The sequence below is a fragment of the Streptomyces coeruleorubidus genome, from assembly GCF_008705135.1.
Lineage (GTDB): Bacteria > Actinomycetota > Actinomycetes > Streptomycetales > Streptomycetaceae > Streptomyces > Streptomyces coeruleofuscus.
In genome coordinates this window covers 5,193,188-5,212,904 of the sequence record NZ_CP023694.1, presented here as the reverse complement: position 1 = coordinate 5,212,904, position 19,717 = coordinate 5,193,188, and the positions used below count along the sequence as shown (strand labels likewise).

The 19,717-nt window shown below is 73.3% G+C and carries 5 protein-coding genes; all 5 read right to left on the bottom strand.

The window, feature by feature from the left end:
• Window positions 1-251: 251 nt before the first annotated feature.
• From CP976_RS24070 to CP976_RS24050, 5 genes are read right to left on the bottom strand one after another with little or no spacing between them, the layout of a single operon-like run.
• Complete coding sequence (locus tag CP976_RS24070) at window positions 252-1,193, bottom strand: TauD/TfdA family dioxygenase (RefSeq protein ID WP_150482246.1); 942 nt, start codon at window positions 1,191-1,193, stop codon at window positions 252-254.
• Window positions 1,190-2,530, bottom strand: a complete 1,341-nt coding sequence (locus CP976_RS24065; protein WP_229875357.1) for an MFS transporter — start codon at window positions 2,528-2,530, stop codon at window positions 1,190-1,192. Before CP976_RS24065 ends, CP976_RS24070 begins: the two co-directional genes overlap by 4 nt.
• Window positions 2,527-3,531, bottom strand: a complete 1,005-nt coding sequence (locus CP976_RS24060; RefSeq protein ID WP_150482245.1) for an ornithine carbamoyltransferase — start codon at window positions 3,529-3,531, stop codon at window positions 2,527-2,529. The genes CP976_RS24065 and CP976_RS24060 overlap by 4 nt, the downstream gene beginning before the upstream one ends.
• Window positions 3,528-14,468: a non-ribosomal peptide synthetase gene (locus CP976_RS24055; RefSeq protein WP_150482244.1), complete on the bottom strand. Its 10,941-nt coding sequence runs from the start codon at window positions 14,466-14,468 to the stop codon at window positions 3,528-3,530. The genes CP976_RS24060 and CP976_RS24055 overlap by 4 nt, the downstream gene beginning before the upstream one ends.
• Window positions 14,465-19,660, bottom strand: a complete 5,196-nt coding sequence (locus CP976_RS24050; protein WP_244403666.1) for a non-ribosomal peptide synthetase — start codon at window positions 19,658-19,660, stop codon at window positions 14,465-14,467. Before CP976_RS24050 ends, CP976_RS24055 begins: the two co-directional genes overlap by 4 nt.
• Window positions 19,661-19,717: the final 57 nt, after the last annotated feature.

Sequence of the window (19,717 nt, the reverse complement as noted above, 5' to 3'; positions counted from 1 at the left end):
CGGTGTCGTCCCGGACCGGATGACCGTGGGTGCCCCCTGGCACCGGGTGAGCACCCGGCATACGGCGGTGCGGGCCCCCGCGTGACGCAGCCCGTCCGGCCGTGGCCTGCGGTGCGTCACCGCGTGCTCGGCCGCGGCGAGCAGCCGCAGGCCGGCGGCGGACGCCGGTCGTGCGTGGCGCCCTGCCGCTGACGGACGCCACCGCTGTCACACGGAGCGCGGTGATCGCGCTCAGCGGTGGTCATCGGGCCTCAGTCGGACATCGCGACGAGCACGCGGCGGGTTCCGGTGAAGGGACGGCGGCCGTGCGAGACCAGCATGTTGTCGATGAGCATCAGGTCCCCGGTGCGCCAGTCGCAGTTCACGGCGGCGTCCAGGCCCCGGTCACGGATCTGCAGGACGTACTCGTCGGGGATGGGCGTGCCGTCGGCGAACGTGACGGACTGCGGCAGTTCGTCGGCCGGCATGATCTGGGCGAGCGCGGCGGCGGTGTCGTCGCCGAGGCCCGCCGGGTGCCACTGGTCGGACTGGTTGAACCAGACCTCCGTGCCGGTCACCGGGTGCACGGCGGTCGCGGGCCGGATCTGGCGCACCCGCAGCGAGCCGTCCGGCTTCCACTCCCACTGGGCGCCGGTCTGTCCGAGGAAGGCCTCGACCTCGGCGCGGTCGGTGGTCTCGAAGGTGTCCTGCCAGCTCTTGCCCAGGCCGAGGCCGTCGTGCAGGTTCTGCTGGTAGCAGACGCCGCCCTTGAACGCCTCCCTGACCTCCGGGTCCAGGGACTGCAGCCAGAGGGCGGAGTCGGTCACGGGGGTGGCGCCGCCGGTCTCGGCGGCCTTCTGGCAGAAGAAGAGCAGGCGGGCCGGCCACGCGTGGGCGTACGACATCTCGTTGTGCATCGAGATGGTGAACTCCTGCGGGTACTCCGTGGAGGTGTAGACGTTCTTGCCGACCTTGGTGCGCGGCGAGTTGCCGTGGACGTAGGCGAGCCGGTTGGGCAGCAGCTCGTCCATGACCGGGTCGAGTTCCTCCTGCGTGACGCCGAAGCCGCGGAAGATCAGCGCCTTTTCCTTGACGAGCTGGTCGTCGATGGTGGCGGTGTCGCCGATCACCTTGAGCAGCCCGGCGGCCGAGGCCTCGACCCCGGCGCTCTGCGGGGTGATGACCAGCGGGGTCCAACTGGGGGTCGCGTTCATGAGGTGCGTTCTCCTTCTTGTTCTCGTATGGGCTCTTGCTGCTGCTCTTGAGAGGCCTGCTGTTCCTGGGAGGCCTGTTGTTCGTCGGAGGCGAGGAGGCGGGTCAGTGCGGAGGCCGCGGCGACGAGCGCCAGGACGCCCATCGCCACACCGAGCAGGGCCGCCGTGCGGGCCGCGCCCAGGGAGTCGAGGAGCACTCCCCCGGCGAGCGCGCCCAGTGCGTTGGCACCCGAACCCGCCAGCTGCAGCGCGCTGTTGACGCGGCCCTGGAGGGCATCGGGTGTGGTGCGCACCTGGTGGACACCGCCGGCGACGTTGACGGCGCCGCCCACCAGGCTCATTCCGGCCAGCAGCGCTCCGAGGAGCAGCGGCGACCGGGTCAGGGCGAGGGCGGGCACGAGCAGCGCCCACACCACGAGCGCCCCGCGGACCAGGCCGGCCAGGCCGATGCGGCGCGTGGCCCAGCCGCCGCACAGGGCGCCGACGGCGCCGCCCGCCCCGCTGATCGCCGCGATCACGCCCACTGTCGCGGGCGAGAGCCCGTCCTCGTACAGGACGAAGGCGGGCAGCAGGGCCAGCGCCTGGAAGATCACGTTGCTGCCGGAGATCAGCAGCGTGATCCGGCGCAGGAAGCGGCGCCGCCACAGCCAGCGCAGCCCCTCGGCGATCTCGGGCCCGAGCCTGCGCCGTTCGGCCGCCGGCCTGCCGCCGAACGGCGCCCTGACGCACAGGACGGCGAGCAGCGACAGCAGGTGCGTGACGCTCCCGAGCAGGAACGGCGACCACCGGGCGGCAGCGAACGCGGCGCTGCCGAGCGGCTGTCCGAGCAGGCCCGCGGCCCGTCCCCGGGCCTCGTTCCCGGCGAGCGCCGCGGTGAGCTGCGACGCCGGCACGACCTGGCGGACGCAGGCCCGTTCGGCGAGGCGGTGGCAGACCATCAGCGATCCCTCGACGAACGCGGCCACCGCCAGGTGGGCCAGATGGACCTGGCCCAACCCGACCGCCGCGACCACGCTCGCCGTGGACACGGCGCAGCCCGCGCTGCACACGAGCATCGTGCGACGCCGGTTCCACCGGTCGACGAGCGCGCCCGCGGGCAACTGCACGATCAGGTGCGGGAGTTGCGCCGCGAAGGCGGCCATCGCCCCCGCCGCCGCCGATCCGGTGGACCAGATCAGCAGCAGCGGGTAGGCGACCGAGGTGGCGCGGGAGCCGAGCAGGGTGAGCCCGGCGCCGCTCCACAGCATGAGGTAGTCGCGGTTGCGTCGCAGCGGGACCGGATCCGGCCCCTTCGCCTGCGGGTGCGCGGGAGCCGTCCGGCCGTCGGTGACGCTCACTCCCCCGGTGCGGGCGGACCGCCCGCCCGGCACCACTTCAGGACGGCCATCGCGCTGTGCATCTTGTTCTCGGCCTGCTCGAAGGCGATGCTGTGCGGCCCGTCGAGCACCTCGGCGGTCACCTCGTCACCGCGGTGCGCGGGCAGGTCGTGCAGGAACACGGCCTTGGGGCTGGTCTCCCACAGCCGCGCACCCACCTGGAACGGGGCGAAGACGTCCCGCCAGTCCGGGTCGGGCTTGGTGGTACCCGTGGTCTGCCACCGCGTGGTGTAGATGGCGTCGACGTCGGCGGGCAGGTCGTCCATGTCGTGGCGTTCGCGCACGCTCGCTCCGGTGCGGGCGGCGTGCGCCTTTGCCCGTGCCAGATAGGCCGGGTCGAGCCCGTAGCCGGGCGGGGTGCGCAGTTCCAGCTCGGTGCCCGGGAAGCGGCTCAGGGCGAGGGCGAGCGCGGACGCCGAGTTGTTGCCCTCTCCCACGTACAGGACGCGCAGCCCGTCCAGCCGGCCGAAGCGCGCGCTCAGCGTGGTGAGGTCGGTGAGGGCCTGGGTGGGGTGCTCGCCGGCGCTCATCGCGTTGACGACGGACATCCGCCGCTGGCTCGCCCAGGCCCGCATCTCCGCCTCGTCACCCGCGGTGCGGGCCACCAGGACGTCGAGCATGCGGGAGAGCACGGCGCCGGTGTCCTCGCTGGTCTCGCCGGTGTTGAGCTGGAGGTCGCCGGGCCCGTAGGTGATCACGGAGGCGCCCAGGCGCAGGGCGCCGCTGGAGAAGGCGGTACGGGTACGGGTGGACGTCTTGCTGAAGTAGATCCCCACGACCTCGTCCCGCAGCGGCTTCGGGCCGCCCTTGCGGTCGGCGGCGCGGAAGGCGACACCGTCCGCCACCAGGGTGCGCAGGTCGTCGTCGGTGAGGTCGTCCACGGAGATGAGGTGGCGTGTGCGGGGGTGGTGCACAGGGTCCTCCTGGGTGGTGGTGGCCGTTCGCGTGCCGTGGGTGGTCATGCCCGCTCCTCGTCGGTGACGACGGGGCTGAGCAGCGGATGATCGGCGGGGGCGGCGGAGCCGGTGCCGGCGACCGCCCAGTCCGCCATCAACTCGCCCTTGCCGAAGGTCTCTTCGTGCTTGCCGAGCCGGGCGGTCAGGTGCTTGACGACGCCCTTGCCGCTGTCGGAGTTGGTGAGGGCGACCAGGCCGACGCCGCTGCCGAGGTGGGAGAGCGAGAGGTTCCAGTAGCCGGCGGGTTCGCCGCCGTGGCCGAACTCGGCGTCGCCACCGGTGTCGTCGACGATGGTGCCGAGGCCGTAGAAGCTGCCCGGGTGGGTGGCGAGCAGCTCCTGGGCGACGGCGCGGGGCAGCAGGGCGCCCTCGTGGCCGAGGAGCGAGGCCCGCACCTGCCGGGCGAGCCGGGCGATGTCCTCGGCCGTCGTCCACAGTCCGGCGGCGGCGAGGTGGGCGCGTTCGCGCCAGCCCCCTTCCATGGCCACGCCCTTGACGTGGTGGCCGAGTGCCACCGGCCGCCCCGAGGTGCGCGGGAAGTCCTGGTCGAAGCTGCTGCCCGTCATGCCGAGCGGCGCGAGGACCAGGCGGTGCGCGAGGTCCTGGAACGCCTCACCGGTGACGTCCTCCAGGAGCTGCTGGAGGACCCAGTAGTGGGTGCTGGACTTGCGGAACGTGGAGCCGGGCACCAGCTGGCGGCGCACTCGCGGGGTCGAGACGGCGCCCGTGCCGTCGAGGAGGTCCCGCAGGGTGGGCACCTCGCCGCCCGGCGGGAATCCGACGCTGCGGTGCCGGGCGAGCCCGGCGGTGTGCCCGAGCAGGTGCCGGACGGTCACCGCGCCGGGTGCCGAGTCCAGCTCGTCGAGGCTCCAGGACGTCAGGTGCGTGTCGATGGAGTCGTCGAGGCCGATGCGCCCCTCCGCGACGAGCCGCAGGGTCGCGAACGCCGCGACGTGCTTGCTGATCGAGCCGACCTGGAACAGCGTGTCCGGGGTCACCGGACGGTCGCCGTCCACCAAGAGGACGCCGGCCGCGTGGGTGCGCACCGAGCCGTCCGCACCGAGCAGGGCCAGGCTCACGCCGGGCACCCGGTGCTCGGCCATGAGGGCGTCCAGGTCGTCGAGAGCGACCGTCTCCCCGGCCTCGGCGGCGGCCTGCGCGCCGCCGCCGAGCAGGGCCGCGACCTGGGCGAGCGGCCCCTCGGTGAGGCGCGTGGCGTCGCCGCCGGCGGCCTGCCGCAGGAGCGAGGCGAGCAGCTCGGCCGGGACCTCGACCGGTGCGGGCTCCGCCTCGGCTTCCTTGGCGGCCTTGGCGGCCTCCTCCGCCGCGGCGGCCGCCCTGTCCTCGTCGATGGCCGCGGCCAGGTCGACGAGCGTGCCGTGCTGGTACATGCGCCAGACCGAGACCGTGAGGCCCTCGCGGCGGGCCGCCGCGAGCACCTGGATCATCAGGATCGAGTGCCCGCCGAGCTCGAAGAACTCGTCGTGCACACCGATCTCGTCGACACCGAGCACCTCGGACCAGATCTTGGCGAGCGTGCGTTCCGTGTCGGTGCGCGGCGCCACGAACTCGCGGCCCGAGCGCATCGCCGAACGGTCCGGCGCGGCCAGCGCCTTGCGGTCGACCTTGCCGTTGGCGTTGAGCGGGATCGCGTCCAGGGCGACGAACGCGGAGGGCACCATGTACTCCGGCAGCAGCGCCCCGCAGGCGTCGGCGAGGGCCGAGGCGTCCGGCAGCTGCCGTCCTTCCGCGGGCACGCAGTAGGCGACGAGGCGCTTGTCGCCGGGCGTCGGCTCGTGCACGGCGACCACGGCGTCCCGGACGGCCGGGTGGGCCGCCAGCACGGCCTGCACCTCGCCGAGTTCGACGCGGTAGCCACGGATCTTCACCTGGTCGTCGAGGCGGCCGAGGAACTCGATGTTCCCGTCGGCCGGCATCCGGACCCGGTCGCCCGTGCGGTACAGGCGGCTGCCCGCCGGCCCGTACGGGTCGGGCACGAAACGTTCGGCCGTCAGGCCGGGGCGGCCCGCGTATCCGCGCGCCACGCCCGTGCCGCCGACGTAGAGCTCGCCGACGACACCGGCCGGCACCTCGCGCATCGCCGCGTCCAGGACGTACGCCGTCATGTTCGGCAGCGGGCGGCCGATCGGGACGACGTCGAGCGCGACGTGGTCGGTGACGGGGTGGATGGTGGAGCCCACGGACGCCTCGGTCGGCCCGTACTCGTTGATCATGCGGCCGGAGCCGAGGACTTCGAGGGACCGGTTGGCGGTGGAGCCCGGCAGGGCCTCGCCCGCGACGACGTAGACCTGGCTGAGCCGGTCGACCTGCTCGGTGGTGAGCTGCTCGGTGAGGATGTCCAGGTGGCCCGGGGTCAGCTTGATGAAGCTGTACGGGCCGCCGTCGAGCAGCGCGGCCGGCAGGTCGGCGGGCAGCGTGTCCTGCGGGACGACGTGCACGGCCTGGCCGGTGACCAGCGGCCCCCACAGGTTGGGGACGACCAGGTCGAAGGCGACCGAGGAGAACAGCGGCGCACCGCCGGTGCCCCGCACGGCGAGCTCGTCCGCCGCCCAGGCGACGTGGTTGGCCAGGCCCCGGTGCGGGACCTGGACGCCCTTGGGCCGTCCGGTGGAACCGGAGGTGAAGATGACGTAGGCGAGCCGCTCGGGGTCGTCGACCCGGGCCACCGCACCGAACTCACCCTCGCTCTCGGCCAGTCCGGCGATGTCCAGCACCGGCACGCTGCCGGGGAAGCGGTCCGCGTAGCCCTCCTGGGTCACGGCGAGCTGCGCGGCCGCGCTCTCGCACATGGAGGCGATGCGCTCGGCCGGGTAGGACGGGTCGATCGGCACGTAGGCCCCGCCCGCCTTCCACACCGCGAGCAGCGTCGCGAGCAGGTCCGGTCCGCGGTCGAGCAGCACGCCCACCGTGGACTCGGCGCCGACGCCCGCCGCGCGCAGCCGGTACGCGAACCGGGTGGCCCTGGCGTCGAGTTCGGCGTACGACAGCTCCCCGCCCGCGTGCCGCACGGCGACGGCGTCGGGGGTGCGGGTCACCTGTTCCTCGAAGCGCTGCAGGACGGTCGCTTCCGGGAAGTCGCGGGCCGTGTCGTTCTGCGCGAGCAGCCACTCCCGCTCCTGCGCGGGCAGGTACGTGTCCTGGGCGCTGCCCTGCGGGTCGCCGGCCATGGCCTCCAGGACCTGCCGGTACAGGGTGGTCAGGCGCTCGCCCTGCGCGCGGGACAGGGCGTGGGTGTGCGTGGTGAGCAGCAGGTGCCCGGAGACCGCGGAGACCGCGAGCGCGAACTCGGTGCCGCCCTCGCCGCCACTGGCCCCGGCGTCGACGAGCTTGTCGTCGACGTGGTCGAAGTCCTGGTAGCTGAACCGGACGTGGAGCAGGCGGCCGGCGCCCGCGTCCCGCTGGATGACGGGCATCGGGAATCGCCGGCGGTCCCAGACCTCGGCCTCGCGGGCGAAGACCTGGCGGACCAGGTCGGTCCAGTTGCCCGCGGTGCGGTCGAAGGCGAACGGCAGGGTGTTGAGGTACATGCCGTAGACGCGTTCCGCGCCGGGCGACTCGGGGCGGGCACTGCACACCAGGCCGCTGAAGAAGCCGTCCTCCTCGGTGAGGGTGCTCATGACCTTCAGGTGGGCGGCGAGCAGCACACTCTTGAACGACACCTGTGCCTGGGTGGCGAGGGCGCGCAGGCGCGGTTCCAGGTCGTGCACGGGCACGGCGAGCCGGTACTTCTCGCTCGGCTGGGTGGGGTCCCCGGCCCAGCCGGCGGGCAGCGCGAACGGTGCGTACCGGCCGATGAGGTCCTGCCAGTACGTCCGGTCCTCCGCCGATTCCAGGGAGGCCAGTTCGGCCGCGATGAAGTCGGCGTAACGCACCGGCGTGGGCTCGGCGGGAGCGGGGACGCCGCCCTCGCGCAGGGCGCGGTAGACGTCGAGGAGCTCCATCAGCAGGGCGCGGTGGCTCCAGCCCTCGGTGATGGCGTGCGAGACGGTGACGACGAGTCGCCAGGAGTCGTCGGCCTCGACCTGGGCGGTCATGCGCAGCAGCGGGGCCGCCGCGAGATCGAGCCCCCGGGTCCGCTCCTCGCTCATGATGTTCCGTACGCGCAGCTCGCGAGCGCCCTCCGACAGCTGCCGCAGGTCCTCCACGGCCAGTGGGATCCTGGCCTTCGGGTGCACGATCTGCAGCGGCTGGGTGAAGGCGTCCAGGTCGAAGGAGGTCCGCAGCATCTCGTGCCGCCCGGTGACCACGTCGAGGGCGGCGCGCAGGGCGTCCGCGTCGAACGGGGTGCCGTCGGTGATGCGGAACGACGCGACGTTCAGATAGACCCGCCGTTCGTCGTCGGCGAGCATCTCGACGAGCATGCCGAGCTGGACCTGCGACATCGGGTACGCGTCCACGACGCCCTCGGGCAGCCCGGCCCGGTCCTCGTCGGTGAGCAGTGCGAACGGCTCGACGGGCGCGGCGGTCTCCTGCGGCGCCGGGCGCCCGGTGAGGAACTCGCTCAGCTCTGCGACCGTGCGGTACTCGAAGACCTCCCGCACGCCGACGTCGAATCCGGCCGCACGCAGGGCGCCGACCAGGGCGACCGCGCGGATGGAGTGGCCCCCCAGGTCGAAGAAGCCGTCCAGGACGCTGACCCGCTCCAGGCCGAGGACCTGCGACCAGATGGCCGCCACCTGTGCCTCGGTGATGGTGCGGGGCGCGACATGGGACGTGCGGCCGTCGAGGCCGGCGTCGTCCGGCGCGGGCAGGGCCCGCTTGTCGGTCTTGCCGTTGGCGTTGAGGGGGATCGCGTCGAGGGCGATGTAGGCCGCCGGGAGCATGTAGTCGGGCAGCCGGGCACCGCTGTGCTCGGCGAGTTCGGCGGCACTCGTGCCCGCGCCGGACGGGACGTAGTAGGCGACGAGCTGGATGTCTCCCGTCGCCGTCTCGTGCGGGACGACGACCGCCTCACGGACCGCGGGGTGCTCGGCGACGACGGTCTGGATCTCGCCGGGTTCGATGCGGTAGCCACGGATCTTCACCTGGTCGTCGAGGCGGCCGAGGAACTCCACGGCGCCGTCCGGGCGGGTCCGGGCGAGGTCACCGGTGCGGTACAGACGCGCGCCCGCCGGCCCGTACGGGTCCGGCACGAAACGCTCCGCCGTCAGACCGGGCCGGCCCGCGTAACCGCGCGCCACTCCGGTACCACCAACGTAGAGCTCACCCGCGACACCGACCGCGACCTGGTCGAGCCGCGCGTCCAAGACGTACATCGTCATGTTCGGCAGCGGACGGCCGATCGGCATGACCTCGCCGGACTCGGCGTCGGTGACGGGGAAGACGCAGGTGCCGACGGAGGCCTCGGTCGGCCCGTACTCGTTGACGAGCTCCGTCCCGGGCGCCAGCGCCCGCCACCGCTCCACCGTCGTCCGCGTCAGCGCCTCACCGGCGATCACCAGCACCGGCGCGAGGGCAGAGGCCTGCTCCGCGGTCAGCTGGGAGGCCAGGACGTCGACGTGCCCCGGAGTCAGCTTGATGAAGCTGAAGGGGCCCGCCGCCACCAACTCCCGTGCCAGGTCGGCGGTGTCGGTGTCCTGCGCGATGGTGTGCACCCGCTGGCCCGTGACCAGCGGCGCCCACAGGTTGGGGACGACCAGGTCGAAGGCCACCGACGAGAACAGCGGTGCACCCGTCGTCCCCCGCGAGGCCAGGTCCCGGGCCGCCCAGGCCACATGGTTGGCCAGACCCCGGTGCGTGACCGCCACGCCCTTGGGCCGGCCCGTCGAACCCGACGTGAAGATGACGTACGCCAGCGCCTCGGCATCCTCCATACGCTCCGGCGCCGACCGCGGCCGCGCGTCGATCTGCGACGCGTGCCGGTCCACGAGAACCAGACCCACATCACCGCCGAAACGGTCGGCATACGCGGACTGCGTCAGGACGGTGGCCGCACCCGCGCTCTCCAGCATCGAGGCGATCCGCTCCGCCGGGTAGGACGGGTCGATCGGCACGTACGCCGCGCCCGCCTTCCACACCCCCAGCAGACTCGCCACCAGATCCGGACCACGGTCGAGCAGTACACCCACCACGGCACCCGGACCGCTCACCCCCGACGCACGCAGATGGTGTGCGACCTGATTGGCCCGCACATCGAGCTGCGCGTACGTGACCACCTCACCGGCGAAACCGACCGCCGGAGCCGAGGGAGTGCGGGCGGCCTGCTCCTCGAAGCGGGCACACACGCTCGCGTCACCGAAGTCGGCACGCTCGCCCGTGCCCTGTTCCAGGAGCGTCTGCCTGGCGGCGGAGGGGAGATACGAGGCACTCGCATCGCCCTCCGGGTCCGCGGCCATCGCCACGAGGACCTCGCGCAGGGTGCCCGCGAGACGCTCCAGGGCCTCGGCGGAGACGTGCTTGCGGCCGCCGGTCAGGAACAGGTGGCCGAGGCGGGCCGAGACGCCGAGCGGGAACTCGGTGGGGCTGTCGTCGATGCTCGCCAGGTAGTCGACCCGGTCGCGGTCGACCTGGTCGAAGTCGTGGTAGCTGAAGCGGACCGAGACGAGCCGCTGCCCCTCCTCGGCCTGCCGCTGGATGTCGGGCATCGGGTAGCCGCGGTGCGGCCACAGTTCGACCTCGCGCTCGAAGACCCGGCGCACCAGGTCGCGCCAGGTGCCAAAGGCGCCGTCGAAGGCGAACGGCAGCGTGTTGAGGTGCATGCCGTACAGGCCGTCCGCGCCGAGGGCCTCGGGGCGGGCGTTGCACACCAGGCCGGTGAAGAAGCGCTCGTCGCCGGTGACCGTGCTGAGGACCTTCAGATGGGCGGCGTGCAGCACGCTCTTGAGGGAGGCGCCGGCGGTGGACGCCAGGGCGCGCAGCTGCGGCTCCAGGTCGTGGAAGGGGACCTTGACCCGGTGCGGGGCGCCCGCGACCCCGTCGCCCGCCCAGGCCTCGGGGAGCGCGAACGGTGTGTGGCCCTCGATGATGCCGGTCCAGTACGCGCGGTCGTCGCCGGCCTCCCGGGAGGCGACCTCGGCGGCGATGAAGTCCGCGAACCGCACGTCGGGGGCGGCCGGCGCGTCCACGGGCCGCCCGTCGCGGGCCCGGTGGTAGCCCTCGACGATCTCCATCAGGAGGGAGTGGTGGCTCCAGCCGTCGAGGATCGCGTGGCACTCGGTGATCGTCAGCCACCAGCTGCCGTCGTCGCAGGCCGTGCCGTACAGGCGCAGCTGCGGCGCGCTGTCCAGCGGGATCAGCCGGGAGCGCTCCTGAGCGGTGAAGGCGCGCAGTGCCTCCCGCACCGCCTCGTCGCCGAGGCCGCGCAGATCGCGTTCCTGCACCGGCAGTTCGACCTGCTCGTGCACCAACTGCATGGGCACGGAGTAGGAGTTGAGGTCGAAGGACGTGCGCAGCACCTCGTGCCGGGCGACGGCCGAAGCGACCGACGCGCGCAGCGCCTCGATGTCGAAGGAGCGGCTGTCGGGGACGCGGAAGGAGGTGACGTTGTGGTACGGATGCCGGCCGCTGTCGCTGAGCATCTCGACGACCATGCCGATCTGCACCTGCGACATCGGGTACGCGTCCACGACGCCTTCGGGCAGTCCGGCCCGGTCCTCGTCGCCGACGAGGGCGAACGGGCGGACGCCGTGGGTGGTGGTGACCGGCGCCCGGCCGGCGAGCTGCTCGCACAGCAGCGCCACGGTGCGGTACTCGAACAGGTCGCGGACGCCGACGTCGAGTCCCGCCTCACGCAGCCGGCCCGCCAGGGTGATGGCGCGCAGCGAGTGCCCGCCCAGGTCGAAGAAGCTGTCGTGGACGCCGACCCGGTCCACGCCGAGGACCTCACCCCAGACGGCGGCGGTGCGCTCCTCCAGGGCGGAGCGCGGCGCGGCGTACTCGGATGCGGCCACACGCGCGGCGGGCGCGGGCAGCGCCTTGGCGTCGAGCTTGCCGTTGACGGTCAGCGGCAGCGCGTCGAGGGCGACGAACGTCTCCGGGACCATGTACTCGGGCAGTTCGCGGGCGAGCAGGGCGCGCAGCCCGGCGGCGTCGGGGGCGGCGCCGTCGGCGGGGACGACGTAGGCGACGAGCTGCTTGTCGCCGGGGATGTCCTCCCGGACCAGGACGACGGCGTCCCGCACACCGTCCTGCTCCGTGAGCGCGGCGTTGATCTCACCGAGCTCGACGCGGAAACCACGGATCTTCACCTGGGCGTCATTGCGGCCCAGGAACTCCAGGCTGCCGTCGGCCAGGCGGCGCGCGACGTCGCCACTGCGGTACAGACGGTCGCCGGGCGCCCCGTACGGGTCGGGCACGAACCGCTCGGCGGTCAGGGCGGGACGGCCCAGATAGCCGCGGGCGACGCCGCGGCCCGCGACGTGGATCTCTCCGGGCACCCCGATCGGCGCCAGGTTGCCGTGCGCGTCGAGGATGCGGACGGCGAGGTCGTCGAGGGGGACGCCGACCGGGCTGACGGAGCCCCGGGCGAGGTCGTCCTCGTCGAGGAGGTGGTACGTGACATGCACGGTGGTCTCCGTGATGCCGTACATGTTGACGAGCGTGGGGGCGTTCAGGCCCACTCGGTCCGCCCACGCCCGCAGGTCGGCGACTTCGAGCTTCTCGCCGCCGAACACCACGGTGCGCAGGGCGAGTTCGCCGACGCGCGGATCACCCTCGCGGGCGGCGGCGACCAGGGCGCGGAACGCGGACGGCGTCTGGTTGAGCACCGTCACGCGCTGCTCGACGAGCAGGTCGAGGAAGGCGGACGGGTCGCGCGAGACGTCCTGCGGCACGACGACGAGCCGGCCGCCGTGCAGCAGCGCGCCCCACATCTCCCACACGGAGAAGTCGAAGGCGTAGGAGTGGAACAGCGTCCACACGTCGTCGGTGCGGAACCCGGTCTGGTGCGCGGAGACCGTGAAGAGGCGCTCCACGTTGGCGTGGGTGAGGCCGACGCCCTTGGGGCGGCCGGTCGAACCCGAGGTGTAGATGACGTAGATCAGGCTGTCGGCGTCGGTCCGCGGGGCCGGGTCCGTGACCGGCCGGGCGGCCAGCGCGGCGCGGTCCTCCTCCCCGTCGAGGACGAGGACGGGCCCGTCGTGCAGACCGTTCAGCAGCTCCGCGTGGGCGCGTTCGGTCACCACGACCGGGGCTGCGGCGTCCTGGAGCATGTAGCCGATGCGGTCGGCGGGCTGCGAGGGGTCGAGCGGCAGGTAGGCGCCGCCCGCCTTGAGGACGCCGAGCAGGGCGGGCATCAGGTCGGCGCCGCGCTCCAGGCAGACGCCGACCAGGGTCTCCTGGCCGACGCCGAGGCCGACGAGGTGGTGGGCGACGCGGTTGGCGCGCTCGTTGAGCTCGGCGTACGTCAGCTCCTCGCCGGCGGCGTGCACGGCCACGGCGTCCGGGGTGCGGGCCGCCTGCTCCTCGAAGGCCCGGTGGACGGTTCGGGTGACCTCGCCGGTGACGGCCGCGCCCTGCGTGAGCAGACGCACCTCGTCCGCGCCGAGGAAGGCCAGATGAGCCAGGTCGGCGTCCGGGTCCGCGGTCGCCGCGTCGAGGAGGCGGACGAGCTGCCCGGTGAGGCGCTCGGCGGTGGCCCGGTCGAACAGCTCGACGGCGTACTCCAGGTGCCCGTGCAGCGTGCCGTCGGCGTCCTGGCGCAGCTGAAGGTCGAGGTCGTACTTGGCGGCGTCGCCCTCGGCCCGGTACGGCTCGGCGGCGATGCCCGGCAGGGCGAAGGAACTGGTCCGCTCGCCGTGCATGGTCAGGGCGACGTCGAAGAGCGGGTTGCGGGACAGGTCGCGCTCGGGCTGCACGGCGTCGATCAGCCGGGCGAACGGGACGCCCTGGTGGTCGAAGGCGCCGAGGACGGTGCCCTTGGTGGCGTCGACGAGATCACGGAAGGAGGTGCCGTCGGCCCATCTGCCGCGCAGTGCCAGCGTGTTGATGCCATAGCCGAGCATGCCCTGCAGCTCGGGGCGGCCCCGCCCGGACACGACCGTGCCCACGGTGACGTCGGCGGAGCCGGTGTGCCGGGCCAGCAGGCTCTGGAACGCGGCGAGCACGACCATGAAGGGGGTGGCGGCCCGCTCCCGGGCGAACTCCTGCACGCGCCCGGCGAGTACGGCGGGCACGGAGAAGGCGACCGTGTCACCCCTCGCGTCCCTGACGGCCTTGCGGGGCCGGTCCGTGGGCAGCTCGATCGGGGTGATGCCCGCCAGCTCGCCCTTCCAGTGGTCGAGGTGCCGCTCCAGGGTGGCGCCGGACATCTCGGCACGCTGCCAGGCGGCGAAGTCGGCGTACTGGACGGCGACGTCGGGCAGCCGCGGCTCCTCCCCCTTCACGAGGGCGGCGTACAGGGCGCTGAGTTCCTGCCCGACGATCTCGGTGGACCAGGCGTCGCAGGCGATGTGGTGGAAGACGACGGCGAGCACGTGCTCCTGGTCGCCGAGCCGGATCAGACGGGCCCGCACCGGCAGGTCGCGCTCCAGGTCGAACGGCACGAAGATCTCGCCGGTGACGATCGCCTGGACGCGTGTCTCGCGCTCGTCCTCGGGCAGGTGGGTGAGGTCTTCGAGGGGCAGCGTGACCCGCTCCCGCTCGGAGACGATCTGCACCGGCTCCTCGCCGTGCAGCCCGTACCGGGTGCGCAGGATCTCGTGCCGGTCGGTGAGCCGCTGCCAGGCCTCGGCCAGGACGCCGGCGTCCAGGGCTCCGGTCAGCCGGACGAGCAGCGGGACGAGGTACTGGGTGCTGCCGGGGTCGAGGCGGTTGAGGAACCACATCTGCTCCTGCCCGTACGACAGGCGCAGCGGGGCGTTCCGGTCCGCCTTGGGTATCGCGCTTCTGCGCGTACGCCGCCGCCCGGCGAGCCGCTGCCGCACGATCGCGTCGCGCGCCTCGTCCGAGTCGATGCCCGGAGGCGTGTTGGCACCGGTGCTCATGCTGTCTCCTTGACCGGCGCGTGGCCGTTGATCGCGGGGTCGGGGTGGGTGGACGCGTGGGCGAGACCGGACGGGTCGTCGAGGTCCACGGGCCGGAACAGGCCGGACGGGTCGTCGAGCTCCGAGGGGTCCTCGGGCTCCGGCGGGTCGGCGATGCCGGACGGGTCGTCGGCGTCCATCACGTCGTCGGGGTCCGACAGGCGTGGCACGCCGGCCGCGTCCTGTCCGTCGAGGTCGGCGAAGATCTCCCGTTCCACGGCCACGGCCAGCTGGGCCACCGTCGGGCCCTCGAAGACCGCCCGGACCGTGAAGTCGATGTCGAACTCCTCCTGGATGCGGGAGATCAGGCGGATCGCCAGGATCGAGTTGCCGCCGGAGTGGAAGAAGCTGTCCGTCATGCCGGGCTCGACCGCGAGGAGCTCGGTCCAGATCTCCGCGAGGCGTTCCTCGGTGGCGGTGCGCGGAGCGATCCGGCCCTGCGGGGCGTCCGTGCCGTCGGCGTCCGGGGCGGGCAGGGCCCGCTTGTCGGTCTTGCCGTTGGCGTTGAGGGGGATCTCGGCCAGCGGGACGAAGTGGCCGGGGAGCATGTACTCCGGCAGCCGCGCGGCACAGTGCGCCGCGAGCTCGTCGGCCGGGCTCAGGTCGGCGTCGTCCCGCGGGACGTAGTACGCGACGAGCTGATGGTCACCAGCCGCCGTTTGACGCGCCACCACGACCGCCTCACGTACCGCCGGGTGCTCGGCGACGACGGTCTGGATCTCGCCGGGTTCGATGCGATAGCCACGGATCTTCACCTGGTCGTCGAGGCGGCCGAGGAACTCCACGGCGCCGTCGAGGCGGGTACGAACGAGGTCACCGGTGCGGTACAGACGCGCGCCCGCCGGCCCGTACGGGTCCGGCACGAAACGCTCCGCCGTCAGACCGGGCCGGCCCGCGTAACCGCGCGCCACTCCCGTACCGCCGACGTACAGCTCACCGGGCACCCCGACGGGCACGAGAGCGAGCCGTTCGTCGAGGACGTACATCGTCATGTTCGGCAGCGGGCGGCCGATCGGCATGACCTCGCCGGACTCGGCGTCGGTGACGGGGAAGACGCAGGTGCCGACGGAGGCCTCGGTCGGCCCGTACTCGTTGACGAGCTCCGTCCCGGGCGCCAGCGCCCGCCACCGCTCCACCGTCGTCCGCGTCAGCGCCTCACCGGCGATCACCAGCACCGGCGCCAGAGCGGAGGCCTCCTGCGCGGTCAGCTGCGCCGCCAGCACCTCCACATGTCCGGGCGTCAGCTTGATGAAGCTGAACGGGCCCGCCGCCACCAACTCCCGTGCCAGATCGGCCGTCTCGGTGTCCTGCGCGATCGTGTGCACCCGCTGGCCCGTGACCAGCGGCGCCCACAGGTTGGGGACGACCAGGTCGAAGGCCACCGACGAGAACAGCGGCGCACCCGTCGTCCCCCGCGAGGCGAGATCCCGGGCCGCCCAGGCGACATGGTTGGCCAGACCCCGGTGCGTGACCGCCACGCCCTTGGGCCGGCCCGTCGAACCCGACGTGAAGATGACGTACGCCAGCGCCTCGGCATCCTCCCTGCGCTCCGGCGCGGACCGCGGCCGCCCATCGATGAGGGACGCATGCCGGTCCACCAGGACCACGTCCGGATCGCCGCCGAAACGATCGGCGTACGTGGAATGTGTCAGGACGGTGGCCGCGCCCGCGCTCTCCAGCATCGAGGCGATCCGCTCCGCCGGGTATGACGGGTCGATCGGCACGTACGCCGCGCCCGCCTTCCACACCCCCAGCAGACTCGCCACCAGGTTCGGGCCGCGGTCGAGCAGCACACCGACGACGGCACCCGGACCGCTCACGCCCGAAGCACGCAGATGGTGAGCGATCTGGTTGGCCCGCACATCGAGCTGCGCGTACGTGACCACCTCACCGGCGAAACCGACCGCCGGCGCCGAGGGGGTACGGGCGGCCTGCTCCTCGAAGCGGGCACACACGCTCGCGTCACCGAAGTCCGCGGCGGAGGCGTTCCACTCCGTGGCGATCAGGTGCCGCTCCGCGTCGGACAGCAGCGGGACCTCGGCCAGGCGCGCCGACGGGTCGGCGGTCACCTCTTCGAGGAGGCGCACGAACTGCTCACACACCCGCTCCACGGTCGCCGCGTCGAACAGCGAGACCGCGTACTCCAGGACGCCTTCCAGGGAGCCGTCCGCCGAGCGCCCGATGAACACGGACAGGTCCGTCTTGGCGACGGTCCACGACTCGGCGAAGGCGCGCAGGTCGGCGGCGTCGGTGGCGATGCTGGTGACGCCCTCGCTGTGCATGTCGAAGGCGACCTGGTACAGCGGCGTGCGCGACAGGTCGCGCTCCGGCTGGATTTCGTCGACCAGGCGGTCGAAGGGCAGTTCCTGGTGGGCGAAGGCGGCCGTCGCGGCGGCCCGCACCCGGCCCAGGGCCTCCTCGAAGCGCAGCTCCGGGCTCAGTCCGCAGCGCACCACCAGGGAGTTGAGGAAGAAGCCGACGGTGCCGGACAGCTCCGGTCGTGTGCGGCCGGCGACCGGGGTGCCGACGGGCACGTCCCACTGGCCGGTCTGCCGCGCCAGCACCGTGGCGAACGCGGTGAGCAGCGTCATGAACTCGGTCGCCGCGTTCTCACGGCTCAGCCGCTCCACGGCCGCCGCCAGCCCGGGCTCGATCCGGATCGGCACGACCGCACCGCGCGGGTCGCGCACGGCGGGCCGGGGCCGGTCGGCGGGCAGGTCGAGCGCGGCGATGCCGTCGAGCGCGGTGCGCCAGTGGGCGAGCTCGCCCGTGACGAATTCGTCGGTCTGCCGTCCGGACTGCCAGGCCGCGTAGTCCGCGTACTGCACGGTGACCGCGGGCAGGACGGGCTCGCGGCCCTCACGGGCGGCGGCGCACAGCTCCTGCAGTTCGCGCTCCAGGACGACCGTGGACCAGCCGTCGCACGCGATGTGGTGCAGGGTGACGAGCAGTACGTGGTCCTCGCCGGGGATCCGGGCCAGCAGCGCCCGCCACAGCGGCCCGGTCGCCAGGTCGAAGCCGCGTGCGAACTGCTCCTCGAAGTGCTCGGCGAGCCGCTCGCGCCCGGTGTCGACGACCCGCAGCTCCACGGGGTGCGCGGCGCCGATCACCTGACGGGGCTCGCCGCCCTCGTCGACGTACCGCGTGCGCAGCGCCTCGTGACGGCCGCCGAGCGCGGTCAGCGCCGACTGCAGCTCCTCCGGCGTGGTCGCGGCCGGCAGGCGCAGGATCAGCGGGGCGACCCACTCGCGGCTGCCCGGATTCATCCGGTCCAGGAACCACAGCCTGCGCTGCCCGGACGAGAGCGCCAGGCGGCCCGTACGGTCGACCGCCGGGATCGGGGTGCTGTCCGCGTCCTGCGCGCCGATCAGCCGGGCCTGGGCCTCGACCGTGGTGGCACTGAACAGGCCGCGCATCGACAGGGTGACACCGGTGGCGCGCAGCCGGGCCGCGAGCCGGGTGAGCTGCAGCGACGTGCCGCCCAGGGCGAAGAAGTCGTCGGTGGCACCGATCTTCTCGCGGCCCAGCAGCGCCGCCCACACCTCGGCGACCTTCTCCTCGGCCGCGTTGCGCGGGGCGATGTAGGCGCCCTGCCCGGTGAGGTCGTCGCCCTGCTCCAGGGCGGCGGTCAGGGCCGCGCGGTCGATCTTGCCGTTCGGCGTCAGGGGCAGCTCGTCGAACGTACGGAACAGCGAGGGGACATGGCTGTCGGGCAGCCGGGTGCGCAGGAAGCGGCGCAGGTCGCTCCCGGTGAGCTCGCCGCGCGTGGTGACAGCGGCGCCGATGCGTACCGCGTCCTCCTCCGTGCGGAACGCGACGACGGCCGCGCCCGTGACCTCGGGGTGCGTGCTGAGCTGGGCCTCGATCTCGCCGGGCTCGATGCGTACGCCGTTGACCTTGAGCTGACCGTCGGCACGGCCCTGGTACTCCAGGAGACCGGCCGCGTTCCAGCGCACCAGGTCGCCGGTGCGGTAGAGGCGGGCGCCGGGCGGACCGTACGGGTCGGGCACGAACCGCTCCGCCGTGAGGTCGGGGCGCCCCGCATAGCCCTGGGCGACGCCGACGCCGCCGGCGTACAGCTCTCCCGTGACGCCCTTGGGCGTGAGGCGGCCGTCCGCGCCGAGGACGAGGACCCGCATCCCGGTGAGCGGCCGGCCGATCGGGACGGGGCCGGTCTTCTGCGCCGGGTCGACCTTGTGGGCGGTGATGTCGATCGAGCACTCCGTGGGCCCGTACGTGTTCCAGACCTCGATGCCGGGGCCTGCCAGCGCCCTGACCCGCTCGACCAGTTCGGCGTGCAGCGGTTCGCCCGCCGACGCGAGCAGCCGCAGTGCGCCGCAGCCCTCCCAGGACGGTTCCTCGACCAGCAGGCGCAGCACGGACGGCACCAGCTGCAGCACGGTCACACCGCCGTCGGCGACGGCCTTCAGCAGCGCGGCGGCGTCCCTCTCGGCGCCGTCCGGCGCGACGACGACGCTCGCTCCGCAGACCAGCGGCGCGAAGATCTCCCAGCCCGCCGCGTCGAAGCCGACGGACGTCTTGAACAGGATCCGGTCGCCGGCGCCGAGCCGCTGGGCGCGCACGGCCCAGGCGACCCGGTTCGCGATGCCCTCGTGGTTGATCTGTACGCCCTTGGGGGCGCCGGTGGAGCCGGACGTGAAGATCGTGTAGGCGAGTGAGGCCGGGTCCGCCGGGACCGGGCCGGCCGGGCCGACCTCGGCGGCGGTGGTCAGCTCTTCGGTGCTCAGGACGCGCGGGCCGTCCTCCCCGAGCGGCCCGCGCAGTGCGGCTGTGGTGACGACGAGTTCGGCACCGGCCTGGGAGGCCAGGGATCTGAGGCGCCCGTGCGGATGACCGGCGTCGAGCGGCAGATAGGCCGCGCCCGCCTGCCACACCCCGAGGAGTGTGGCGATGAGTTCGGTGCCCCGGGGGAGGCACACCCCGACCAGGGAGCCCGGGCCCACGCCCTGCGAGCGCAGGAAGCGCGCGGTGCGCCCGGCGGCGTGGGCCAGGTCCCGGTAGGTCGTCGTGCGTGGGCCGTCCAGCACGGCAGCCGCGCCGGGCGTGCGGTCCGCCTGCGCGGCGAAGAGCGCGGGCAGGGTGGGCGGGACGGTTCCGCTCAGGGTGTTCCCCGGCAACTGTGCGGCGTTCAACAGGTGCTCCTTCAATGACCTGGCGTACTGGACGGTTCTCCGAAGTGACGTTCAGGC

What these genes read in the sequence shown, in the direction of transcription:
- CP976_RS24055 (WP_150482244.1), bottom strand. Translation starts at nt 14,468, where the DNA reads ATGAGCACCGGTGCCAACACGCCTCCGGGCATCGACTCGGACGAGGCG.
- CP976_RS24070 (WP_150482246.1), bottom strand. Translation starts at nt 1,193, where the DNA reads ATGAACGCGACCCCCAGTTGGACCCCGCTGGTCATCACCCCGCAGAGC.
- CP976_RS24060 (WP_150482245.1), bottom strand. Translation starts at nt 3,531, where the DNA reads ATGACCACCCACGGCACGCGAACGGCCACCACCACCCAGGAGGACCCT.